This is a genomic window from Pseudomonas sp. FP215 (genome assembly GCF_030687795.1).
Taxonomy (GTDB): Bacteria; Pseudomonadota; Gammaproteobacteria; order Pseudomonadales; family Pseudomonadaceae; genus Aquipseudomonas; species Aquipseudomonas salmasensis.
This window is the reverse complement of sequence record NZ_CP117447.1, coordinates 3995319-4017530: the sequence shown is the minus strand read 5'-3', so window position 1 is coordinate 4017530 and position 22212 is coordinate 3995319. Positions and strand designations below refer to the sequence as shown.

Here is a 22212-nt window from a genome sequence, read left to right as displayed (position 1 = left end):
TACGGCGGAGGGCCCAAGCGTTCGAGCGCGGGCAAGGCTTTCTGTTCGCAAAGCCGATGCCGGCGGCGGCATTCGCCGTCTTCGTCAGTCAATGGAGGGGTGCCACCATGAATGCAAATGATCCGACCGCCACCAGTTGCTGCGTGTGCTGCAAGGAAATTCCGCTCGATGCCGCCTTCACACCGGAAGGCGCGGAGTACGTCGAGCACTTCTGCGGGCTGGAGTGTTATCAACGTTTCCAGGCGCGGGCCAGCACTGCGACCGAAACGAGCGGCGAACCGAACGCTTGCGGTTCGCCGCCGTCAAATTGAGACAAACCACGCTTTCGCTACGTCGCCTCATGTCGGCATCAAATTCGGCTGAGTAGCTTCTCGCCATCTGGACGTAGCTCGCCCTTGGGTGAAATATGCCGATACAGGGTCTGCCGCGTGATGCCAAGTTCCTGGCACAGGTCGCCGACCTTGGTCTCTGACTGCCCCATTGCCGCCATCGCCAGCCGCAGCTTGGCGGCGGTCATCTTGAACGGCCGGCCGCCTTTCCGGCCGCGTGCCCGTGCTGAGGCCAGGCCCGCCACGGTGCGCTCGGCGATCAACTCGCGCTCGAACTCGGCCAGCGCGGCGAAGATACCGAAGACCAGCTTGCCGGCGGCGGTCGTGGTGTCAATGGCCGCGCCGTGCCCGGTCAGCACCTTGAGGCCGATGCCGCGTCCGGTCAGGTCATGGACGGTATTGATCAGATGGCGCAGGTCGCGCCCGAGCCGATCCAGTTTCCAAACGACCAACGTGTCGCCTGGCCGTAGTGCCTTCAGACAGCTCGCCAGACCGGGACGATCCTCGCGTTTTCCGGACGCTTGGTCTTCATAGAGATGCGCCGGATCAACACCGGCCGCGACCAGCGCATCGCGCTGCAAGTCCGTCGCCTGGGAGCCATCCGCCTTCGATACTCGCATGTAGCCAATCAGCATCTTGTACCTGTCACATATACGTTCGATTATGTGACAGTTTGCATCGGGAAGCTCTGCACGTCAAAATTTGTCACTTAACCCGTCATTCTGTCTAAGGCATGCAAAGGGTAGGCTAGGCTCATAATGTGACAGAAATTCCGGGGGGATGCCTTCCTTCGCGAAGGTGGCGCGCAACTGTTCCAAGGAAGCGGGGTCGCGCCGACCATAGGAAGCCAACGCGAACAGCGAGCGTGCCGTCTCGGGGTTGTGTCGTGCTTCAATGATGGCCTCATCAATGGCCTGGATTGCACGCTGCCAGTGATCGACGGGTTCGGGCTTCGGCGCTTTCGCCGGCAGGCCACTGGTGAACCCGGTTTGGGGCTCGGACCAGAATAGCTTTGCGTGCTCGCCTGGCGGGCTTATATCCCTCACCTCAATCAAGCTGATTGCCGTTGCCGCCGCCTCCAGCATCTGCAACCGTACTGCCGGGTTCAGGGTTTCATACGGTCGCCACAGACTTTGCCCAGCACGCAGCGGATGCCCGCAGCATTCCCAGATTTGGCGGAGATACCCCGCGTAGGTGCCGCACGTCGAAAGCGGGGTGTTCAGCTCATCGAGCAGCGTGCGTAGCAGCCTAAACCACAATCCGGCGTGGATGCGTCGGCGCGGCAACTCCACGTGGCCGGTCGTCAGTGCCTGCCAGGTACGCTGGTCCATCGCCGCAATCGCGTCGCTGGCAGTGCGCGGTTCGGCGTCGGCGTTCTCCCAGCCGAGAAACCGCCCTGGCACGCCCCAATAGGATTCCAGCCAGCAGCCATGCAGTGGGCAGCTCAGCATCAGGGGCAGCTTCCACGCGAGCAGTACGGCTTGGTTCTCCGGATCGTTCAGACAGAGCGGGCAGGCGCGATGTATCGGCTGGCTGGGCAGCCAGGCACGCCAGCTCGTGATGGATCGCGTCCTACGGCGGAGTTTCGGCAGCAGCACCGAGAGCTGGAACGCATAGGTTTCCAATGCATCTGGAATCTGATCATCAAGGCTGTCCAGTAGCCAAGGCACCCAGCCGGCGAAACTCATGCAACGCAGCCGGTCCGGCTCGATGCCGCTCCGCTGGGAGAGCATCGCCAGCAGCGCCAGTGGTGGCGCGGTGTCCAGGTCATCAACCTGGCCGTGACCAAGATCGTGCTCCAGCAGCTCGGACACCTCCATGTGATAGCAAAGGGCCACGCGGTTGAGCCACGAAGACAAGGCTTCGCCTTCCCTGGGAGCCGGATGCAGTGGCCAGTGTGGCGCTGGCTTCACATCAGTTCCCGCTCGAATTGCCGCCGCCGCTCGCTGGGACCGGTGTAATCGGCCATGCTGAGCGTGCGATGGTTGATCGCTTCCTCACCGCTCTCCACGGCAGCGACGGCCGCCGCCATCAACAGGTGCGCCAGCTCGCCGATGGTGCCCTCGCTGCGCGTGAGCAGGTAGCGGGCCATATCCAGCGTGGCAATCGACGAGGGTCGCCGCAGCGGGAGCGAAGCCGCGAAGCTGGCCAGCAGTGAGCAGCAATCGTCGTTGGCCTCCCACACCGGCAGCATCATCGGCTCGAAGCGGTTTTCCAACTGGTCGTCCGAGCGGATCGCCAAGTAGGCATCGCGTGTGCCGACCCCGACCAGCGGGATGCGCAGCTCGTTGCCGAGGAAACGCAGCAGGTTGAGGAATTCCCGGCGGTTGACGCTGTTGCCGGCCAGGACGTTGTGCAATTCGTCGATCACCAGCATGCGCACGCCGACCTTGCGTAGCAGTGCCAGCGCCAATTGCTCCATTTCCGGCAGCCGTGGGCGCGGGCGCAATGGCGCGCCCATCGCGGCAAGTAGCGCGACGTAGAAGCGGATTACCGACGGTTCGGATGGCATCTGCACGACCAGTACCGGAATGTGCTCCTGGTCGGCGTCGGAGCTGGCCGGGTGGGTGCGGCGGAATTTCTCGACGATCATCGACTTGCCGTTGTTGGTTGGACCGACCAACAGCAGGTTGGGCATGCGTTGTTTGTTCGGCCACGCATACAGGGCTTCCAGCCGATTCAGCGCCTCGACTGCTCGCGGATAGCCGATCCAGCGGTCAGCGCGAAGGCGATGGATGCGTTCGTCCGCCGGAAGACGGGCCAAGCCCTGGGCCACCGGCATCAGGTGGGACAAGTCGATGATGGGATATTCTTCCACGGCTACCACTCCTCAATCTGGTCGAACGGTTTGGCAGGTGGCTGGTTGTCTGCCTGCGGGTCAGCCATGTCCGCGTCCGGTGGTGGCGTGGTTTTGAAAAGAACTGCCGTTGCCTTGAGATGCTGGCGTCGATCCGCGTCGCGCCGCGCCTTGCGCGTAGCTTTCTGCGCGGTGGACACGATTTCGCGCATCTGGCCGATCATGCGAAACAGCGCCGACTCATCCACCTGTTCGCGCCCTTGCTGCCGCAATTTCGCCAGCGCCTGTCGTTGTTCCCAGAGGGTGACAGCCGGGTGCGACAAGGTGCGGTATGGAATTTCCAGATAGTGCTGCCCCTCCGGCTCCAGCACCCAAATGCGGCTGATGTCGCGCGGGTCGCGCCGGATCAGGAACGCAGGCAAGCGGTCGCGCCGAGCTATCCACGGCTTGAGCGCATCGGCGTAGTAATGGATGTGGTCGATGACGAAGCCGGTGCGGGTCAGCGTGCGGCGGATGATGGGCAGAAAATCGACCAGAAAAGCCGTGGTGCGAGTGATGACGGTTGGCACGCCGGTCCGCGCGATAGCTTCGGCCCAGCGCGCTGCCGGCGGCTGGAGCAGGCCGTTGTGCACGGAGCCGTGGTAGGTGCCGACCGCCAATGTGAGCCAGCGCTCCAGCTCACGCAGCGTCAGGGCGGCCTTGTTTTCGGAATCGTAGTCGCCGCGCTGGTCAGGGTTGGAGAAGGTCGTCCCTGGCAATTCGTCGTGGATCATCTGCATCGCCGTGCCGATGATCCGTTCCACGATGCCGCCGTAGTGCGGCTGCCCGAGCGGGCGATAGTCAAGCCGGATGCCATGCTGCTCGCAGCCTCGGCGTAGCGCTTCGCTCTTGAACTCGGCCGCGTTGTCCAGGTAGAGCAGCCTGGGCTTGCCGCTCATCGGCCACTCCATTTCTATGTTCAGACCCTCCAGCCAGGGACGCTTGTCGCAGGCGACATGCACAAGGCACAGGCCGACCGAAACAGATGACGGCGCTTCCAGCGTGACGACCATGCCGAGCACGCAGCGGGTAAACACGTCGATGGCGATGGTCAGATACGGACGGCCAATCGGTTGCCGGTCGCGCTCGTCCACCACGATCAGGTCGATGACCGTGTGATCAATCTGCACTTGTTCCAGTGGCGCGGTCACGGCGGGAGGCTCACCACCGACACCTTGCAGGCTGCGGGACGCATCCTGACCTTCCCGGCGGCGAGTGGCCTTGAGCGGATCGAGGCCGGCGATCCGCAGAGCCACGGTGTTGCGCGCCGGCGCCCGCAGCTTTTGCGCTTTGCAAGCCTGCGCGACCTCGCGGTGGAACGCTGCCAGGCTACGCTTCTGCTTGGTCAGGAAGCGCTTTTGCAGCAACTCGCGGATGATGCGCTCAACTGATTCCGGCAAGCGTCCCTTGCCTTTTCCGCCGCCGGATCGGCTGCGAGCCAGGTCCGTCACAAGCCCAGCACCTTGCCGGGCACGGCGGATTAGGACATACACCTGCCGCCTGGACAGGCCAAGCGCGTGAGCAGCGGCATCGGCGGCTTCATGCCCGACCACATCAAGCGCTGCCAGCGGCCCGATGATTTCCGCCCGTTGCCGGGCCTGCGCCCAAGCCGCATCGGGCAGGGTGGCCACGCCTTGCTCGGCAATCAATGATGTGTCTGACGCCATGCTCACACCTCGCTTTGGTGCACACGAGTATTGAGCATAGTCGAGATTGGTGCAGATGACTTCTGATATTGCGTTGTCAGGAGTCGCCTGCACATCTGGCGTTACGCCCCGTCAATTGGTGCAGTCGTCTTCTGAAAATGACACGTGGAAAAAGAAAGCCCCGCAGCAAGTGCGGGGCTGTCAGGACGGGTAGGAGAAGCTGGATCGATGCCGCTGCACACACTGCCGTACAGCAGTTGCGCGCAATATTGAGGGTGCATGTCATCTCTCCTGTTCGTGTGGCCCAGGCCAATGGCCGGACCGGGACGTTGATGGGCAGGAAAAAGGCGCCGAAGGCCCTGCGGCCTTCGGCTCGGGAGGAAAGAGGAGCCACCCGTGGGCTGATTGGCAGGCCCGGTCGTCGCTAGAACCGTCTGCTCTCAGCAATCACACCCGGCCCATGTCGTGGCTGGGGCCGGCATCGTCTGGCGCACATCCGCGCACAAAGGGAGCCCGTTTTTGCACCGGCGGGCACCGGCACCGATTACCGCTGACCACGAAGGGTCTCCCGGTGGCTCGTGCACGCTGGCAAGCCACCGGGAGACCCTTCGCAGAGGGCGGAAGAAACGCAGATCAACAGAACGCGCGTGGTGCGGCTCGCAGAGAAGCTACCTTCAGGTCCCGCGGCCGGGGACGGCTGGGCGGGACGCGCACACAAATCAAGAAGGCGTTGCGCGCTGGGCGTCCCGCAGGGCATGCGGGACACGGGCCACGCCGCCGAAGGCGGGCACGGCTCACGGGGAACGGGATCGGTCAGGAGCCTTTGCGGCCGCTACGGCGCGGGCGCGAGGCGGCGCGCTTGGAGCTGCCGGATTCGACCGGCAGCGTGCCTTTGCAGTCCGGGTAGCGACTGCACGACCAAAACGGGCCGCTCTTGCTGCTGCGCTGGCGCGTGGGTGCGCCGCACTGCGGGCATGTCGGCCCTTGGGGAGCCTTGATAGACAGGGACGCGTTGCCGTACTGCGCGATCAACTGCGAAATCCATGCGGCCTGCTTGCCGATGAACACATCCAGCGTGAGCTGGCCGGCTTCGATCATGTCGAGCGCTTGTTCCCAGACGGCGGTGGTGCCGGGGTCGGCAATCGCCGCAGGCACGGCATCGATCAAGGTGAAAGCCGCATCCGAGGCGCGGATGGCGCGCCCTTTCTTTACGAGGTAGCCGCGGGCGATCAGGCCGCCGATGATGTTGGCCCGGGTCGCTTCGGTGCCGATGCCGACCGTATCCTTGAGCTTCTGCTTCAGGCGGGGATCGGACACCAGCTTGGCGACGCCTTTCATAGACTTGACCAACTCGCCTTGCGTGTACGGTTTGGGCGGCAGCGTCTTGAGTGCCTTCAGATCGATATCGGCCACCTGACATGCCAGACCTTCGTGCAGCGCCGGTAGCACCTGGGCGCGGGCCGCGGTGTCGCCGTCGCCATCGCCGTCCTCGGACTGCGGCTCGGCCAGCACCTGGCGCCAGCCCGGCGTGACAACCTGCTTGCCCGTGGCCGCAAGGTTCTGCCCACCGCACGAAAGCTTGGCCACAGTATGGTCGAACTCGTGGTGAGGGAGGAACTGCGCTAGGTAATGCGCCCGGATGAGCCTGTACACGGCCAGTTCCTTCTCGCTCATGGCGGAGAGGTTCGCCGGTTCGAGCGTCGGGATGATGCCGTGGTGGGCCGTGACCTTGCCATCGTTCCAGGCGCGCGAGCGCTGCAAACGGTCGAGCTGGCCTATGATCGAGCGCAGCGAGGGATCGGTCTTAAGCAGGCTGTCGAGAACGGTGGTCACTTCGGCAAACATGCTCTCGGGCAGGTAGCCGGAATCCGAGCGGGGGTATGTCGTGGCCTTGTGCGTCTCGTACAGGGCCTGGGCGATCTCCAAGGTTTCCTGCACGTCCAGCCCGAGCTGCTTTGAACACACCTCCTGCAAGGTGCCCAGGTCGAACGGCAGCGGCGGGCCTTCGCGCACGCGCTCGGTCTCAACCGACACTACGTGGGCGCTGCCCGCAGCGCGGATCTGCTGCATGGCCTGCTGTGCGACCGGCTGCTGCAGGCAGCGGCCTGCGTCGTCGGTGCAGGCATTGGGTGGAACCCAGTGCGCGGTGAAAGCCTGGACACCTGCGGACAGGGACACGACGATGGCCCAGTACGGCACGGACACGAAGGCTGCGATCTCGCGGTCGCGGTCCACGACGAGCTTGAGCGTCGGGGTCTGGACGCGGCCGACCGACAGCACGCCGTCGTAGCCGGCCTGCCGCCCCAGCACCGTGAACAACCTACTGAGGTTCATGCCCACCAGCCAATCCGCACGGGATCGCGCCAGCGCCGAGTGGTACATCGGCAGCGTCTCGGCTGAGGGCCGTAGCTTGCCGAGGGCGGCGCGGATGGACGCATCGTTGAGTGCCGACAACCACAGCCGCTCGATGGGGCCGCGGTAGCCGCACAGTTCGATGATCTCGCGGGCGATCAACTCGCCTTCGCGGTCGGCATCGGTGGCGATGACAAGCTGGGTCGCCTTCGCCAGAAGCGCCTTGACGACCTTGAATTGCGTGGCGGTCTTCGGTTTGACCTCGACCCGCCAATGCTGGGGAATGATGGGCAACTGCTCGATGGACCAGCGCTTCAACTGCTCGTCGTAGGCTTCGGGCGTAGCGGCTTCTACGAGATGGCCGATGCACCAGGTGACGGTGACGCCGGAACCGTTGAGACAGCCTTCACCGCGCTGTGTGGCGCCGAGAATCCGGCCAATGTCTTTGCCCTGGGAGGGCTTCTCGCACAAGAACAGCCGCATATCCGTTCATCCGATTCCCATGGTTCATGGAGTTGCTGGGATCGAGGATGCCGAGCACCACCGGGGGCAGCAGCAAACAAGCGGCACGCGGCGGCGACCGCTTTCACGGGATGGAAGGGCTTGTGCGGTAATGGCGAGTGGCCGGAGGTATGCGGTTCGGGAGCGGCGATTCGCGGGAACGCGTGGAAGTCGGTGGACGTTGATGGAGCTATCCCCTGGGGATAGCTCGCGGCGCATGGAGGGCGGCGAAGCGCTGCGGCAGCCGCCCTCCATGCCGGGTCACTTCCGGCGCTTCGTCTCTTTCGGCGCGGTCGATTCCTGGTCGGCCTGCGGCTTCGGTTCTGCCTCCTGTGGCTTCGGGCTGAGGACCACAGACTCGATGCGGTACGGCAAGATGCCTACGCTGCGCGCATTGACTTGCCAGGTCTCGCGTGGCTGATCTTCGTTGTCCGTCCAGGGCTCGCGCTCCATGCGGCCGATGACCAGCACCCGCATACCCTTCTGGTAGAGGCGCTGCCAGTGCTCGGCGTCGCGGTGCCAGATTTCCACCGGCGCCCAGAAGCCGCCACGGTCCTCAAAGGTGCCATCCTTCTTGGGAACGGGGTTGTCGAAATAGACGTTCAGGCGCAGCAGGCGGTTGGGCTCGTCGTTGCCATTGGGGAATTCGCGGTACTCCGGTGGCGAGCCGATATTGCCTTCGCCAGAAAAATGCGTGCTCATGATGTGATCTCCGTGGTGGTTGAAATACCCGTGCCTCATCGGCGCCGGGTGCGTGCTGGGATGTCTGGCGCAATCACCGATCGCGCATTGCGGTTGGGGTGGACTTGAGCCGGCGCAGGTATGCGTTGTCCGCTTCGGCCGCTTTGCTGGCGCATTCCTGCGCCTGCCTGCCCAAGGTGTGCAGCAGGCTGATCTGCATGTTCAACGTGATGCGCTGTAACTCGATCGCGTGCAGGTCGGCCAGCAGGTTGACCGGCGTGCTGGTGCTCGCCACCAGTTCCTGCCACAGCGCCACGCCCATGGCCGAGCGGTCGTGCTTGCGCCAGCGAAGGAACGTCGTTCCCGCGCCAGTTATCTGCTGGGCCAGCTCGACGGGAAGCAGGTGGAAGGGATGCCCGCACGCCTGTGGCAGCACCTGTCGCTGCGCCAGGGCAATCAACTCGTCGCGCATGGCGAAGCACTGGCTGGCCCAGGCCTCGAAGTCCCCTTTACCTTTAAAAGGCTTTAAAAGGCCTTTTAGAGAGGCCGCGTGTTCCAGCCGCATGAAGGCTGGCTGTTCCAGACCACGGAAGTAGCGAGGTTCGCGGTTCGGGTCGCTCATGCCTGTTCGTCCTCGCCGGTGCTGGCCTCGGCCGGATCGGCGGCAGTGCCTTCGTCGCTGGGAGGTGCGGCTGCGGCAGCGCTATCACTGCGCTGTTGCAGGCCGCGGCGCACGACGGGCGGCGCAAACTTCGAGCGGCGAGCGCCTTCGAGCACGTCCTGCGGCAAGTCGCCGAACTTCTCCAGCGCCGCCCGCGCTGCGGCGTTCTTGGCCGCGAAGTCGTCGCGGGTGCATCCCGAGTAGCGGTACTGCTGGGCCAGGCTGAACAGGCTGCGCAGCGTGTGAGCGCCTTCGTTGAGCCACCGCTCCAATGTCGAGCGATCGATCAGCGCGGTGTGATGGGCGAGGATCAGCTTGCGGGCGATGTCGTCATAGTCGGCCAGGAGATAGACCGCGGCAAAGCCGAGCTGCGCGTTCACGAACAAGGGGAGCTTCACCGGTTGCACGTTGAGGTTCTCGCCCAGGCTCAACGCCGCTGGCACGCCGGCCAATGCCTGGTCCACCTGCTCGCGCAGCGATTGCAACGTGGTCTTGGCCTGGTCGAGCTTTTCCTCGATGCGCAACATCCACCAGTCGCTGTACGGGTCATCCTGTTCCGAGCCGCGCTTCATCTTGTTCATCACGGCGATGTAGCCGTTCAGGCCGACGATGCCGGGTCGCCCCTCGGCGGCGGCGCGGCCATGCCAGATGCGCGATGCGTGGTGGGTGTGAAGCGTCAGCGACATCGCGCTGCGCAAAGAGCCGAGATTGAGTTGCAGAGGTTCGTTGGTTGCCATGGTGTCCGCTCGCTTGGGAAAAGGAGCGGTCAGGATCGGCATGCAGCGGAAGGCAGTCAGTCAACAAACCGAAATGAACTGGTCCCCGGTTGTCGTGGTGGTGGCGGCCCGCAATGCGAGCTATCCCCAGGGGATAGCTCCATCAAACGCCACAGAGCGCTGCTCGCGCAGATGGTGGGTGCGCTCAGGAACCGGACGCCACTGCAGCACCGTGGACAGAAGCACCCAGCCTGTGTCTTTCGGTGTTACGCCTTGCATCACATCTATCCCCAGGGGATAGCTCTACTGACGGCCACGGGCGTCTGCTTCACGCCCTTGTCGCTCGTCGCGCTCAGCTACTGCGCAGAAGGTCGCGCAGCCGGTCGATGTGCTGCCGGGCTACCTCGGGCGGAACTACATTGCGCGGTGGCTCAGGCGGTGCATCTCGTGCAGGGGCAGGTGGCGGTGCTGACCCAGCTTGCCTGGCCCATGCGTTGAACTCGCCACGGATGGCACGTTGGATGATGCCGAACAGGTAGCCTGCCGGGTTGCGGATGGTGCTGCCACGACAGCGATCCGCCCATTCGTCCAGCACGGCCTGGCGTAGCGGGGCATCGACCTGCTGCAATGCCACCATGGCGCCGGCCTGCTGTTCATCTTTCAAGCCGAGAAAGCGATCAGGCAGACGAACTCCCGGCATCGCGCGCGCCTGCCCACGCTCACGCGCGGTAGTACGTACTTCATTAATACGACTACTACGTACAGTACGGTCCTGTTTCGGATTCCGAAGAGCGCCGTCTGCTGCGTGTTTTGGCCCTGCTTCGGAATCCGAAGAGGGCCGATCAGAATTCCGAAGAAGGCTCGGCGCCCCTTCTTCGGAATCGTGAACCGTGTCCTCCTGTGGATAACTCTCCTGCGACCCAATGCCTTGGCTTGCGAGGCGTTCGGCAAGGACCTGCAGCCGCGAGGGCAGCATGCGGCCAGACAGCAGCGGGTCTTCGGCGATCTCATTGAGCGTGTGCAAGCCCACGACCTGAACGGCCCTGGCCGAATGGCCCAGGGCTTGGCTGACGAGCTGCAGGTAGTCCGGGTCGAGCTGCATCGCCTCGAACGGGGTCAGGGGCTCATCGTGCAGGACGTAGAGGTTGCCGAGGATGCGCCCGGTCTTGGGGTCGCGCCTGCGGCGCACGAGACTCAACCAGCGCGTCAGGCGCAACAGCGTCAGCGCCCGTGCCACGGTCTCGTGGGAGGCCTGTCCGGCGCAGGGCATTGACGCGAGCCACGGGCGAAGTTGCTCATACGTCGGAAACGCCGTGACGCCATCCTCGTTGAGCATCATCCGGAAGACTTGCCAGGCATTGCGTTCCAGCGGCGTCAGGCGTCGGTCGAGGAACAGCCGTCGCGGCACGCTCTCGTGCCGATTTCCACTGAACAGGAAACCGTCGCCGGTTGCAGACACAGGAGACGTCGCGGATGCGAAGGCGGGAGCCGGTGCTAGTGGGCGAGGTTTCGGTGCAAGGTCTTTCAGCGCGCTGTCGAACAGATCAGCGAGGGCGACCGGACCTTGGCGTGGTGCTCGTGGTGCAGCGTCGTCCACGGCCATGATTCAACCCAGTCCCTGATCGATCCAGTTCTTGATCGCAGCCCAGACCACCGACAGCGGCAGCTCCATGCCTTCGGCGAGGTCCATTGCCGCATCAAGAACCGAGGTCTCATCCTCCAGCTCGACGTTCCTGCTGCTGGTCACGACCTTCCAGCGCCGCCACAGCTCGGTGTCCTGCTCCTCGTCCAGAACCGGATGGCGCCCCTTGCGTTTGGGCAGGCCGAGAACTTCGCGCCGAAGTGCGACTTCCTGATGTGTCAGCCCGTAGAAGCGGCTCACCATTTCGGTACTGGCACCCAGGCGCAGCATGCGATCGACGGTGGCGATCTCCTTCTCCACGTCCTGCGCCTGTTTGAGCAATCGCCGGAGCACTTCCCGGTTCACCGAGACAGAGCACCAGGAGACGTTGGCATTGGCCAGCACGCTGATCAGCGCCGGATGCTTGAGCGCATCCAGCTCTTCCTCGCCGAACCCCATCGCCTTGCAGCGACGCAGTTGCCCGTTGCGTAGGTCGTAGAGTGCCTGCGCGATGACGGCCTGGTTGAGTGGGTTCGGTGCGGACATGCAGGCCTCCCTCGCTCAGATCCCAGAACCGACAGCGCCGGCTTCCAGATCCAGCAGGCGCCGGGCCAGCCGCAGCAGACGAAACAGCTTGACCAGCGCGGTGTCGCTCAATCGCCGGGCCCCGCCGTCACGACGTTGACCCTGGCCGTGCAACAGCGCTGGCAGGTCTGTGATGAGTTGCCCGCTGTCCAAGCCGACGCCGGCTGGCTGCTGACCGGCCAGGGAAACCAGTAGTGCGAGCACGGCGCGTGCGAGCGGCGACGAAGCCTGGGCTGGGGCACGACACGTGAACCCGATGCCATCAGAACGATCCTCGACACACGCGTCCAGGTCGGCCTCGCCCGCGATCTCGCGCGCGAACTGCGCGATGTGGATGCGCAGGCGGTCGGGTGTGTCGAGGCCAGGGTCGATATACCAGATGTCCGAGATGGGATAGAGGCCACCGGCCTGCACGGGAATCGACTGCAAGACGTTGGCCGAGAAGTCGGGCGGCAGCGCATCGCCCAACTGGTCGGCGACCATGCGCTGGATGGACTGGAGCCGCTCCGTCGTGGGTGCCGGAGAGATGATGTGCTCGTCAAGCAGACCGCCATTCGCTGCCGCAGGGCTGGCTGCGGATGCCTCGCTCGGGGCCCCATCGTCCCGGGGCCTTGTCGGCGCGTCGGCAGAGTGGCCCGCAGAAGGTGCAGTTGTAGTGGGGGGCGGTGCCGGTTCGATCGGCGGCCGTGCGATGGCCCCAGGCTCGGGCAATGCCGGCGGCGCCGATGGCGGGGTTGGGTCGCTGACCAGGGCGCGGTGGCGGCTCTCGGATTCGGTCAGGTCCAAGGCGAGCACGTCGTAGTCGATGCCCAGCAGCTCGGACATCTGACCGATCAACTCGTCCTGCACACGCGGCGGCGAGAACTCGTCGGGCTGGACATCAAATTGCGACAGCGCCTCCAGAAAGAAGCTGTCGAAGTCCAGCGGCAGGGAGCGGCCTTTGGCATAGTGCTCCCACGTGCGTTCGCTGGCTTTGCGCATGACCGACAGCCGCTCGACCTGGTGGCGGCCGAGGCCCCCGTATAGGACGGTCGGGATCGCGGGCAGCAGGTAGCGCACCGCGTCAGCCATGCGGCTGATGTGCGACTGCTGGACTGGGAAGCCGTCGGCGGCCAGGCGGCGGGCCAGCTCGGACTGGCTCAGGGTGGTGCCGCTTTCAGCCTCATAGAACTCGCGGGCTTTCTCGACGCCCAGGGCGCGCTCGATGAACGTGAGGCCGCCGCGTAGTTCGTTCTCGGCGAGGTGCCCGGTCAGGGCGACGATCTCTCCGCGCGCAGGCCACGGCCGGAACAGGCACGATATGCGGAAGAAGCGTTCGTCCTTGGTCTCCGCCCAGAGTTCACGCAGGATCGCCAGCCTGGTGTTGCCGCCGTTGCGGATGATGTAGTGCGCCTCGCCAGGACGGCGTGTGATCGCTGGCGCCGCGTCCAGGCCGCGCTCTCGGATGGAGGCCTTGATTTCATCGTAGGCCGAGTTGCGCTTTTTGCGGGGGTCGTGGTCGTAGGGCCGCAACTGGTCCAGCGTCACGACCATCGGCGTGTCGGCGATCGGGTCGCTCAAGGCCGTGGCCGATGGCCCACTGCGCTCGAACCCGGCGGCAAGCAGCTTGCCGGCCATGTCCTGGGAGGTCATCTCAGCCATGACCACATCCCTCGGCGTTGACGGCCCGGGCCATGCGGGCCTCGCGCTCGGCGCGGCGGATCTGTGCACGGGCGTTGAGATCCGCCCGGTAGTCGCTCGCTGTTGAGCTGGTGTAGATGGCGGCGCAGCCGGCCTTGGTGAACTTGAGGTGTCCGCCCCGTGTGCGCTTGACGTGCCAGCCTTCGCTCACCGCAAACTCAATCAGGGCGCGCAGCCGTTTGTGGCCGCGGGCCAGTTCATGTGCGTTCGCCATGTGACCTCCCGGTTTCAATGGAACGAGGAGGACGGCCGGACACGAGGGCAAATCTGTCTTGCCACTGTGGGAACAGTTCGCCGGCGAGCGCGCGCATGGTGTCGAGCGCGGCGGGCGCAACTCTGCCCGGCGGCTGGCGATGCTCGACGCGATGCACCGGCAGGCCGCGGGTTGCGGCGCGCGGATAGGCCTCGATGGCCGGCACGTCGGTGCCCAGCACGCATATGCCGGCATGGTCCTGGAACAGGTCGCGCAGCGCCTGCTGGATCATCCGTGCATTCGCGGACACGGGGTGGACGCGATTGATGAGCAGGTGCAGGGATGGCGGTTCGATGCCGAGGTGCCGGTATGGCGCGATGTCCTCCAGCAACTGCATGGTGCCGCGTCGCAGTTCGCGGGCAGCGAGAATTTCCGGGGTCACGGGCGACAGCGCCAGGTCAGAGGCGAGCACCGCCATCTCCAACAGCACCGAGCGTGCACCCTGGGTGTCGATCAGCACCAGGTCATAAAGCGGCGCCAGCGCCGGCAGCAGGTGCCGCAGTCTCAGGCGTCCGTCTGGCGCGTGCAGTAGCAACGTGTTCAGTTCACCCCGGTGATCGTTCGAGAGCACCAGGTCCAGGCCCGCGATGATGGTGCGGGACACCAACTGATCGAGGGCGCGTTCGTTGAACGCCAGCAACTCATAGATACCGCCGGCAGCGCGGTGTGCCAGCTCGTAATAGGACGACAAGGTCGGCTGCACGTCGAGATCGAGCAGCAGCACACGCAGCCCCGCGTCCGCGGCGAGGCCGCCGAGGTTGGCGGCCGTAGTCGTCTTGCCTACGCCGCCTTTCGTTGAAATTATGGATACGACCTGCATGGCGCTCTCCGTTTGGCGATGGGAAAATCGAGGGGGAGCGGGTCAGGTCCGGTTGTTGAGGCGTTCGGCGATCCACTGGTCGATCTCGACCGAATCCCAGCCCACGGCGCGCACGCCCAGGCGCAACGCCTGCGGAAACTGGCGCTTCTTCATCAGGTTGTAGATGTGGGCGCGTTTGAAGCCGGACTTCGCTTCAACTTCATCGAGCCGCAGGATGCGGCGCTCGTGCGGTGGCAGTACAGGTATTTGCGACATGGCGGTCACTCCTGAACGCTCAGTAGCGTTTGTTGGCGTGACCTCTATTCAATAGACATGGCTGCGGAAAAACATTGCAAATGCAATCTCCGCGACTGCACATACAAGATGGAAGAATTCACGCGGCTGCGCTACGGACATTCTTCCTGGCATTGGCGAACTTGCCGTTCAAGGTTCGCTCCGTGATGCCCATGGTGCCGCCATAGTGGGCGAGCAATGCGGTGACGATGGCCTCCTGCGTCTTGAAGCTGGAGTACGGCACGCCGGATGGGGATTGGCTCAGCATCAGCGTCAGCATGCCGCCGATGATGTTCAGGTATGTAGTTTCCGCCCGATCACTGATCACGCACTGCTTGGGAGCCAGCAGTACGGCGGACTGCTTTAGCAAGACTTCGTGTTGCTGTTGCAGTTCGCGCATCTCGCGTCGGCTATGGTCCAGCGCGGCCTGCAGAGCCAGCCGTTCCAGCAGGATTGCCTGTCCTGTCTCGATGGTGATGAAGGGATGCACCATGCGCTCGCCGCGACTGAACAGAAATCCCGGCCGATGCTCGGGATAGTGGGTGCGCATCCACCGCTTCAGATCGACATGGCGGACGGTCAGATCGAGTGAACTCACCAGATCTGGGTCATTAAGTGTGATCCCGTTCTTGCCGAAGGGTAGTTCGGCGTTGAGGATACCGTCGTAGATGCGTTCCGAGTACAGCCGACACTCGTTCCATCGCGGGCAGTCCAACATCTGCGGCAGACAACGCGGTGATGCGATCGATGCGACGATCACCGCTTCGTACCGCAACAACCCAGCCCACCGTATGGCAGCTTCGATGGGACGATAGAACACCTTTGATAGTGGTGGCTCCTTGTGCATGTTTTCGTCTCCTTTCGGAAGCGCTACATCACCGGCTCCTTCTTGCCCCACCAAGGGGCTGTTTTTTCGTTATGCCTGTGGCTGATGCCTGGGGCGATGCCCTGGAACATGGACGGAAGAGATCATGGCACCCGTCACAGGTGGTTCTCTCTTGCTCGATATGCAAGAATTGACCAGTTGCCGGTCCGTCGAGTAATAAGGAAGAAGCACGCTCGACAATTGCGCTCACGGTGCCAGCGTCATGGGGTGCGTCAAGCACATCAAGACCGATTCGATATGGTCTGATATCCCCACGGTTTCACAAGGCGCAGGGGATTGCATCCGCTGCTCCACGTCCAGAGGGACCTGGAGAAATCCGCGCATGTCATGCTTGTTTCGGCATCCTGATATATCGACATAGCATCTTGCGGCGAAGCATTTTGCTTGGTTCAATCCAACGCACTTTGCGTTCACGCGCCTGCGGTGTGGGCCAAACATGGTCACATCGCATCAGGATGCAGTGCAGTTCTATCGCCCGCTAGGCATCCTGCCTTCCCTTGAACTAGTCCGTGGTGCGAGAAGGCATCCGCCGCTCTTGATAGAAGCATCTTGCTGCCGCGATGACTTTGATGGGCGTGATGCGCGGAACATAGTCCAAGAACTCGACGGCGGTATGCCGCGAAGCCATGAATGACTTGCCCGCTGATTCTTATCCATTAATTCAATAATTGTTGTACTATCGAATCATGAACGAAGATCAAGCCGTTTCCGCCCTGAGCGCCTTGGCGCACACCCAGCGCCTGCGTGTGTTCCGCGCCCTGGTCGTCGCCGGCCCGGAAGGACTCACGCCCAGCGTGCTGGCCGACCAGCTCGACGTGGCCCGCAACACCTTGTCCTTCCATCTGAAGGAACTGGCCCACGCCGGCCTCGTCAGCATCGAGCAGCAAGGCCGCAACCTGATCTATCGCGCCGAATACGACCACATGAACGGCCTGATCGGCTACCTGACCGAGCATTGCTGCCAAGGCGGAGTGTGCGAGGTTTCCGAATCCACCCGCTGCGACTGCTGACGCCATGACCGACACGATCTACAACGCATTGTTCATTTGCACGGGTAATTCCGCCCGCTCCATCCTTGCCGAAGGCATGCTCAACGAGCTGGGCAAGGGCCGCTTCCACGCTTATTCGGCGGGCAGTCACCCCAAGGGCGAGGTTCATCCGCTGGCACTTGCCACGCTGGAGCGGCTGCACCTGCCGACGACCGGCTACCGCAGCAAGAGCTGGGACGAGTTCGTGGCACCGGGTGCGCCGGTGTTCGACTTCATCTTTACAGTTTGCGACAACGCTGCTGGGGAGGCTTGCCCGCTGTGGCCGGGCAAGCCGGTGTCGGCGCATTGGGGCGTCCCTGATCCGGCAGCCGTCGAGGGCACTGAGGAGCAACAGCGCAAAGCGTTCCTCGACGCCGCGATCACGCTGCGCCGACGCATTGAACTGTTCCTGTCGCTGCCGCTCCAGCGCCTGGACGCCATGTCGTTGCAGCGCGAGCTGCGCGACATCGGCCGCCAGTAAGGGCGGCGCGATGACTACAGAAACCGAAGCGGCCGGTCACGCGCCGGCCGCATCTGCCATGAGCAGCTTCGAGCGCTATCTGACCCTGTGGGTGCTGCTGTGCATCGTTGCCGGCATCGCGCTGGGCCAGTTCGCGCCGGGCGCGTTCCAGGCCATTGGCCAGCTGGAAGTCGCCCAGGTCAACCTGCCGGTGGGCTTGCTGATCTGGGTGATGATCGTGCCGATGCTGCTGAAGGTGGACTTCGGCGCACTCGGCCAGGTCAGGCGACACTGGCGCGGCATCGGCGTCACGCTGTTTGTGAACTGGGCGGTCAAGCCGTTTTCGATGGCGCTGCTGGCGTGGATCTTCATCCGCCATGTCTTCGCACAGTGGCTGCCGGCCGGGCAGCTGGACAGCTACATCGCCGGGCTGATCCTGCTGGCCGCCGCGCCCTGCACGGCGATGGTGTTCGTGTGGAGCCGGCTGACCGGCGGCGATCCGGTGTTCACGCTGTCGCAGGTGGCGCTGAACGACACCATCATGGTGTTCGCCTTCGCGCCCGTCGTCGGCCTCCTGCTGGGCCTGTCGTCGATCATCGTGCCATGGGCCACGCTACTGGTGTCGGTCGCGCTCTACATCGTCATTCCTGTCATCCTCGCGCAGCTCTGGCGCCGGGCGCTGCTGCGCCGGGGTCAGGTTGCGTTCGACCGGGCGCTGGAACGTATTGGCCCGCTGTCGATCGCCGCGCTGCTACTGACGCTGGTGCTACTGTTCGCCTTTCAGGGAGAGGCCATTATCCGGCAACCGCTGGTGATCGCCATGCTGGCGGTGCCGATCCTGATCCAGGTGTTCTTCAATTCCGGGCTGGCGTACTGGCTCAACCGCAAGGTAGGCGAGAAGCACAGCATCGCCGGCCCCTCGGCACTGATCGGCGCGAGCAACTTCTTCGAGCTGGCCGTGGCCGCCGCCATCAGTCTGTTCGGCTTCCACTCGGGCGCGGCGCTGGCCACCGTGGTTGGCGTGCTGATCGAGGTGCCGGTGATGCTGCTGGTGGTGCGCGTGGTCAACCGCTCGCGCGGCTGGTACGAGCGCCAAGCGTAATCATGGACAACACCATCCCGCGCTCTCGCGGCTGGCTGATTCCCTCGCTCGGACTGACGCAGATCGTCGCGTGGGGGTCGATGTTCTACGCCTACGGCGTCCTGATGCAGCCCATGCAGGACGAACTCGGCCTGTCCAAGCCCGCCATCGTCGGGGCTTATTCGGTGGCCTTGCTGATCTCGGGACTGCTTTCGACCGCGGCCGGCAGCATCATCGACCGCATCGGTGGACGTCTGCTGATGGGAAGCGGCGCCTTGCTGGCCGCCGTCATGCTCGCGTGCCTCTCGCGGGTACACAACGCGACGGAGCTTTACCTCGTGTGGGCCGGTATCGGCGTGGCCATGAGCGCGACCTTGTACCAGCCGGCCTTCGCGGTCATCACGCAGGTCCATGGCAGCAACTATCGCCGGGCGATCACGCACCTGACGTTGTTCGGCGGTTTCGCCAGCACGGTATTCTGGCCGCTGACGCAAACGCTGTTGCAACACGTCGGCTGGCGCGAGGTCTGGTTGATCTATGCGGCCGCGAACCTGCTGATCTGCCTGCCCATCCATGCCAGCCTGCCAAAGGGACGCGGCCCGGCACACGGCACACCCCCAGCGCGGACGGAAACCCGATCCCGCAATCTCACCGCGGTCATGCGCGAACCGGTGTTCTATCTCGTCACGGCGGCTGTGACGCTGAATGCACTGGTGTTCGCGGCGATGTCGCTGCACATGATCCCAGTCTTGCAGGCACATGGCATCTCTGCCGCAAATGCGGCCTGGGTCGGTGCGCTGATCGGGCCAATGCAGGTACTCGGCCGTGTGGTGCAAGCCACGGTCGGCAAGCGGGCCAGCACGCGCCAGGTCGGCATGGCGGCCATCAGTCTGCTGCCGCTGTCATTGCTCCTGCTCTTTGCTTCCGAGCAGTGGCTGCCGGTGTATGTCGTGTTTGCCGCGCTCTACGGCATCGGCAATGGCGTCATGACGATCGTACGAGGCGCCTTGCCCGCCGAGCTGTACGGTCGGGCCGCTTATGGCGCCATCAGCGGCGCGATGGCGACACCCGTGCAGATCGCAGTGGCCGCCGGCCCCTTCGTGGCCTCGCTGCTGTATTCCGCCGGCAACGGCTATCCCGGCACGCTGCTGGCCCTGACCGGCATCAGCGCGGCGGGCGCGATCCTGTTCGGCTATGTGATCAGGCATCTGCGCCAGCAATCCATGCTTCTCTCGAACGAAGGCACCTCGACATGAGCCACATCACGATCTACCACAATCCCGATTGCGGCACGTCACGCAACGTCCTCAGCCTGATTCGCAACAGCGGCGAGGAACCGGCTGTCATCGAATATCTGAAGACACCGCCCGACCGCGACATGCTGAAGGCGCTGATCGCCGCGATGGGCATCCCGGTACGCGCGGTGCTGCGCGAGAAAGGCACGCCGTATGCGGAACTCGGCCTGGGAGATCAGAAGTGGAGCGACGAGCAATTGATCGACTTCATGCTCCAACATCCGATCCTCATCAACCGACCTATCGTGGTCACGCCGCTGGGCACGCGCCTGTGCCGCCCGTCGGAAACAGTGCTCGACATCCTGCCGCAACCGCAGCGCGGCGCGTTCAACAAGGAAGACGGCGAGCCGGTAGTGGATGTGGAGGGCCGTCGTGTCTGAATCCCGTCTCGACCTGCCGAACATCGACGCCGCATTGCTCCAGCCGCCGGACATGGAACGGCTACTGGCACCCGAACGTTCCACCCATGCGCCACGCTTCCTGCTGCTCTACGGCTCGCTGCGCGAACGCTCGTTTAGCCGACTGGCCGCCGAAGAGGCAGCCCGCGTGCTGCGGGCGTTGGGCGGCGAGACGCGGCTGTTCAACCCGTCGGGCCTGCCGCTGGTGGATGACGCGACCGAGGATCATCCCAAGGTCAGGGAACTGCGCGAACTCGCGCAGTGGGCCGAGGGTATGGTGTGGAGTTCGCCGGAGCGCCATGGCGCGATGTCCGGCCTGATGAAAACGCAGATCGACTGGATTCCGCTGTCAGTCGGCGCGGTGCGTCCGACTCAGGGCAAGACGCTGGCAGTGATGCAGGTGTCGGGCGGCTCGCAATCTTTCAATGCTGTCAATCAGATGCGCGTGCTGGGCCGCTGGATGCGGATGCTGACCGTCCCCAACCAGTCCTCGGTCGCCAAGGCGTATCAAGAATTCGATGAAGCGGGACGCATGAAACCGTCGGCCTACTACGACCGCATTGTGGACGTGATGGAGGAACTGATGAAGTTCACGCTGCTCACGCGCGATGCGTCGCCGTATCTGGTGGACAGGTATAGCGAGCGCAAGGAAAGCGCCGAGGCGTTGACCAAGCGCATGCAGCAGGCGGTAATCTGATAACCCCTGATTCCATTCGCCTATCGCCGCACGACGGCCTTGGCCACTGGAGGCCCCATTGCATCGCGACAGCATCGTAGGGCGGTGCGACTGCGAAAAGAGCAGTCCTTGGACTTCAATGGAAGTCGTTGGATGAACTTTGTTGCCGAGGGCGAAAAACAAGGCTATAATTCAGGCCTTCGCTGCTCACCACAGCGGAGAAAGTGATTGGGAAACAGAGACTTATCGCTCTAGTGCATGACTCGTTTCCCGCTCCATATTTAACGAAAACGCCGATCAGTGATGATCGGCGTTTTTGTTTGTGCGCAATAAATACCGCAACGGTGAGCCGAGTGTCGTCGATACGGGTCAGTTGCCCGGCTGCGTCGTGCCGGTAGTTGCGTACCACCAGGCGTTGAGGGTCGCCGCGTTTACCCAGTGCCTGTTCCAGCAACTGGCCGTTGGGTGTCCAGGCCTGCCGCTGCTGTAGACCGTTGCCCTGGTCGCGGGCGATTTCGCGGTGCAGGTTGTCGCGCTGGTAGCTGAGCAGTTCTTGGTCATCTACTTTTAGCGCCAGTAAATGGCCGCTGCCGCAGGTCAACCAGCTGACACGATGGCCGTCTGGTCGTGTGGTGGCGATACGCTGGTTGAGGGCATCGTATTCGTGCTTCCAGATGGCGACATGCGGCTCCTGCAAATAACGCAGGTACTGATGCTCGCGGGTGTTGTTACCTGCACGGTCGTAAAACCATTGCAGCTTGCATGCAGCGTTCTCGGCCAGCAGTAGGTTGCCGTTGCCGTCGTAGGCGAAGGTCTCGGTCTGCCATTCCTCGCCCTTCCTGTGCCCGGCATTACGGGCGATCAGGCGACCGAGTGGGTCGTACTCGAACGTAGTGACCCGGTCGCCAGCTATGCGACGGGTCGGCTGGTTGCTGCCGTGGTCGTAGAGGTAGTTGGTGATCTGTTTGTCGAAGCCGGTTTCCTGGCGTAGACGTCCGTCGGGATCGTACTTGAAGCTGGCGGTGCTGTTGTTTTCGTTGCGTAACTCGGTCAGTTGACCGAGGCGATCCCAGCGGTAATCGAGGGTTGTGTCGTTGGCATCCAGGCGCTTCTGGATCAGCCCAGCCTCGTTGTAATACCAGGTGGTGCGTTGGCGCAGAGCATCGGTATGGGTGAGCAGGCGACCTTCGGCGTCGCGTTCGAAGTGTTCTTCGGTCTTGTCGGGGTGGATCAGTCGTACCAGCTGCCCGGCGCGGTACTCGTAGCGGGTGACATGACCTTCGGCATCGGTGAAGCGGCTGAGCCGGCCGAGTGCATCGTAGTCCCACTGACTGATTTTGCCCGAACAGTCGGTGTAGCGGATCAGTTGGCCGTCAGCGTTGTAGGCCAGTTGCTTGGCACCACCGTTGGCATCGGTGATGACCACGGGCAGGT

22 protein-coding genes and 1 pseudogene are annotated in these 22212 nt (G+C 63.8%); 7 read left to right on the top strand and 16 right to left on the bottom strand.

The genetic code is table 11. The annotated features are described in order from the left end of the window. Positions 1–23 precede the first annotated feature (23 nt). Positions 24–311 (top strand): annotated as a pseudogene (locus tag PSH76_RS18005) (DUF3330 domain-containing protein); the annotation flags it as partial. Positions 312–349: 38 nt separating this feature from the next. Here the strand turns inward: PSH76_RS18005 and PSH76_RS18000 are convergent. From PSH76_RS18000 to PSH76_RS17930, 15 genes are all read right to left on the bottom strand, one after another. Further along, positions 350–964: a recombinase family protein gene (locus PSH76_RS18000; RefSeq protein WP_010981357.1), complete on the bottom strand. Its 615-nt coding sequence runs from the start codon at positions 962–964 to the stop codon at positions 350–352. A gap of 60 nt (positions 965–1024) precedes the next feature. Further along, positions 1025–2242: a TniQ family protein gene (locus PSH76_RS17995; RefSeq protein ID WP_011405615.1), complete on the bottom strand. Its 1218-nt coding sequence runs from the start codon at positions 2240–2242 to the stop codon at positions 1025–1027. Beyond that, entirely contained in the window at positions 2239–3147 is a 909-nt protein-coding gene (locus PSH76_RS17990) for a TniB family NTP-binding protein (protein WP_000393453.1), read from the bottom strand. Before PSH76_RS17990 ends, PSH76_RS17995 begins: the two co-directional genes overlap by 4 nt. A gap of 2 nt (positions 3148–3149) precedes the next feature. Beyond that, complete coding sequence (locus PSH76_RS17985) at positions 3150–4832, bottom strand: DDE-type integrase/transposase/recombinase (RefSeq protein ID WP_010791757.1); 1683 nt, start codon at positions 4830–4832, stop codon at positions 3150–3152. Positions 4833–5624: 792 nt separating this feature from the next. Beyond that, positions 5625–7646: a DNA topoisomerase III gene (locus tag PSH76_RS17980; RefSeq protein ID WP_009876577.1), complete on the bottom strand. Its 2022-nt coding sequence runs from the start codon at positions 7644–7646 to the stop codon at positions 5625–5627. 279 nt (positions 7647–7925) lie between these two features. Then, the gene (locus PSH76_RS17975; protein ID WP_009876576.1) at positions 7926–8366 is read right to left on the bottom strand and encodes a single-stranded DNA-binding protein; all 441 of its coding nucleotides are present in this window, start codon (positions 8364–8366) and stop codon (positions 7926–7928) included. A 73-nt stretch (positions 8367–8439) separates the two neighbouring features. Beyond that, positions 8440–8967, bottom strand: coding sequence for a DUF3158 family protein (locus PSH76_RS17970; protein WP_011871437.1), 528 nt, complete (start codon positions 8965–8967; stop codon positions 8440–8442). After that, positions 8964–9743: a PFL_4669 family integrating conjugative element protein gene (locus tag PSH76_RS17965; protein ID WP_011871436.1), complete on the bottom strand. Its 780-nt coding sequence runs from the start codon at positions 9741–9743 to the stop codon at positions 8964–8966. Before PSH76_RS17965 ends, PSH76_RS17970 begins: the two co-directional genes overlap by 4 nt. Before the next feature lie 331 nt (positions 9744–10074). Continuing rightward, positions 10075–11325 (bottom strand): STY4528 family pathogenicity island replication protein, encoded by a 1251-nt coding sequence (locus PSH76_RS17960; RefSeq protein WP_011871435.1) that lies wholly within the window; start codon positions 11323–11325, stop codon positions 10075–10077. 3 nt (positions 11326–11328) lie between these two features. Next, the gene (locus tag PSH76_RS17955; protein WP_009876573.1) at positions 11329–11889 is read right to left on the bottom strand and encodes a DUF2857 domain-containing protein; all 561 of its coding nucleotides are present in this window, start codon (positions 11887–11889) and stop codon (positions 11329–11331) included. 15 nt (positions 11890–11904) lie between these two features. Next, on the bottom strand, positions 11905–13569 hold the full coding sequence (locus PSH76_RS17950; RefSeq protein WP_009876572.1) for a ParB family protein: 1665 nt from the start codon (positions 13567–13569) through the stop codon (positions 11905–11907). Further along, positions 13562–13822 carry a hypothetical protein gene (locus PSH76_RS17945; RefSeq protein WP_009876571.1) on the bottom strand — a complete coding sequence of 87 codons (261 nt, stop codon included), beginning with the start codon at positions 13820–13822 and terminating at the stop codon, positions 13562–13564. The genes PSH76_RS17950 and PSH76_RS17945 overlap by 8 nt, the downstream gene beginning before the upstream one ends. Further along, on the bottom strand, positions 13806–14681 hold the full coding sequence (locus tag PSH76_RS17940) for a ParA family protein (protein ID WP_011871433.1): 876 nt from the start codon (positions 14679–14681) through the stop codon (positions 13806–13808). Before PSH76_RS17940 ends, PSH76_RS17945 begins: the two co-directional genes overlap by 17 nt. Positions 14682–14723: 42 nt before the next feature. After that, a complete protein-coding gene (locus tag PSH76_RS17935; RefSeq protein ID WP_009876569.1) occupies positions 14724–14936 on the bottom strand; it encodes an AlpA family transcriptional regulator in 213 nt (70 codons plus the stop codon). Between the two features lie 118 nt (positions 14937–15054). Further along, the gene (locus PSH76_RS17930) at positions 15055–15801 is read right to left on the bottom strand and encodes a hypothetical protein (protein WP_011871432.1); all 747 of its coding nucleotides are present in this window, start codon (positions 15799–15801) and stop codon (positions 15055–15057) included. A gap of 725 nt (positions 15802–16526) precedes the next feature. Between PSH76_RS17930 and PSH76_RS17925 the strand changes: the two genes are divergently transcribed. The 6 genes from PSH76_RS17925 to arsH are packed head-to-tail and all read left to right on the top strand — an operon-like array spanning position 16527 to position 20799. Then, complete coding sequence (locus PSH76_RS17925) at positions 16527–16850, top strand: helix-turn-helix transcriptional regulator (RefSeq protein WP_009876567.1); 324 nt, start codon at positions 16527–16529, stop codon at positions 16848–16850. Positions 16851–16854: 4 nt separating this feature from the next. Continuing rightward, on the top strand, positions 16855–17349 hold the full coding sequence (locus PSH76_RS17920; RefSeq protein ID WP_009876566.1) for an arsenate reductase ArsC: 495 nt from the start codon (positions 16855–16857) through the stop codon (positions 17347–17349). 10 nt (positions 17350–17359) lie between these two features. Further along, complete coding sequence (gene arsB / locus PSH76_RS17915; protein ID WP_011871431.1) at positions 17360–18430, top strand: ACR3 family arsenite efflux transporter; 1071 nt, start codon at positions 17360–17362, stop codon at positions 18428–18430. A gap of 2 nt (positions 18431–18432) precedes the next feature. Continuing rightward, positions 18433–19665: an MFS transporter gene (locus tag PSH76_RS17910; protein ID WP_009876564.1), complete on the top strand. Its 1233-nt coding sequence runs from the start codon at positions 18433–18435 to the stop codon at positions 19663–19665. After that, positions 19662–20084, top strand: a complete 423-nt coding sequence (arsC, locus tag PSH76_RS17905; protein WP_009876563.1) for an arsenate reductase (glutaredoxin) — start codon at positions 19662–19664, stop codon at positions 20082–20084. Before PSH76_RS17910 ends, arsC begins: the two co-directional genes overlap by 4 nt. Further along, complete coding sequence (gene arsH, locus PSH76_RS17900; protein WP_011871430.1) at positions 20077–20799, top strand: arsenical resistance protein ArsH; 723 nt, start codon at positions 20077–20079, stop codon at positions 20797–20799. The genes arsC and arsH overlap by 8 nt, the downstream gene beginning before the upstream one ends. 115 nt (positions 20800–20914) lie before the next feature. On the opposite strand, the gene PSH76_RS17895 is transcribed toward arsH, so the two are convergent. Further along, the gene (locus tag PSH76_RS17895) at positions 20915–22204 is read right to left on the bottom strand and encodes a hypothetical protein (RefSeq protein ID WP_305492691.1); all 1290 of its coding nucleotides are present in this window, start codon (positions 22202–22204) and stop codon (positions 20915–20917) included. Between the last annotated feature and the right edge of the window lie 8 nt (positions 22205–22212).

Coding starts and splice junctions, on each gene's coding strand:
- PSH76_RS17965 (WP_011871436.1), bottom strand. CDS start 9,743: ATGGCAACCAACGAACCTCTGCAACTCAATCTCGGCTCTTTGCGCAGC.
- PSH76_RS17985 (WP_010791757.1), bottom strand. CDS start 4,832: ATGGCGTCAGACACATCATTGATTGCCGAGCAAGGCGTGGCCACCCTG.
- PSH76_RS17950 (WP_009876572.1), bottom strand. CDS start 13,569: ATGGCTGAGATGACCTCCCAGGACATGGCCGGCAAGCTGCTTGCCGCC.
- arsC (WP_009876563.1), top strand. CDS start 19,662: ATGAGCCACATCACGATCTACCACAATCCCGATTGCGGCACGTCACGC.
- PSH76_RS17970 (WP_011871437.1), bottom strand. CDS start 8,967: ATGAGCGACCCGAACCGCGAACCTCGCTACTTCCGTGGTCTGGAACAG.
- PSH76_RS17940 (WP_011871433.1), bottom strand. CDS start 14,681: ATGCAGGTCGTATCCATAATTTCAACGAAAGGCGGCGTAGGCAAGACG.
- PSH76_RS17975 (WP_009876576.1), bottom strand. CDS start 8,366: ATGAGCACGCATTTTTCTGGCGAAGGCAATATCGGCTCGCCACCGGAG.
- PSH76_RS17945 (WP_009876571.1), bottom strand. CDS start 13,822: ATGGCGAACGCACATGAACTGGCCCGCGGCCACAAACGGCTGCGCGCC.
- PSH76_RS17925 (WP_009876567.1), top strand. CDS start 16,527: ATGAACGAAGATCAAGCCGTTTCCGCCCTGAGCGCCTTGGCGCACACC.
- arsB (WP_011871431.1), top strand. CDS start 17,360: ATGACTACAGAAACCGAAGCGGCCGGTCACGCGCCGGCCGCATCTGCC.
- PSH76_RS17955 (WP_009876573.1), bottom strand. CDS start 11,889: ATGTCCGCACCGAACCCACTCAACCAGGCCGTCATCGCGCAGGCACTC.
- PSH76_RS17920 (WP_009876566.1), top strand. CDS start 16,855: ATGACCGACACGATCTACAACGCATTGTTCATTTGCACGGGTAATTCC.
- PSH76_RS17935 (WP_009876569.1), bottom strand. CDS start 14,936: ATGTCGCAAATACCTGTACTGCCACCGCACGAGCGCCGCATCCTGCGG.
- PSH76_RS17910 (WP_009876564.1), top strand. CDS start 18,433: ATGGACAACACCATCCCGCGCTCTCGCGGCTGGCTGATTCCCTCGCTC.
- PSH76_RS17960 (WP_011871435.1), bottom strand. CDS start 11,325: ATGGCCGTGGACGACGCTGCACCACGAGCACCACGCCAAGGTCCGGTC.
- PSH76_RS17930 (WP_011871432.1), bottom strand. CDS start 15,801: ATGCACAAGGAGCCACCACTATCAAAGGTGTTCTATCGTCCCATCGAA.
- PSH76_RS17980 (WP_009876577.1), bottom strand. CDS start 7,646: ATGCGGCTGTTCTTGTGCGAGAAGCCCTCCCAGGGCAAAGACATTGGC.
- PSH76_RS18000 (WP_010981357.1), bottom strand. CDS start 964: ATGCTGATTGGCTACATGCGAGTATCGAAGGCGGATGGCTCCCAGGCG.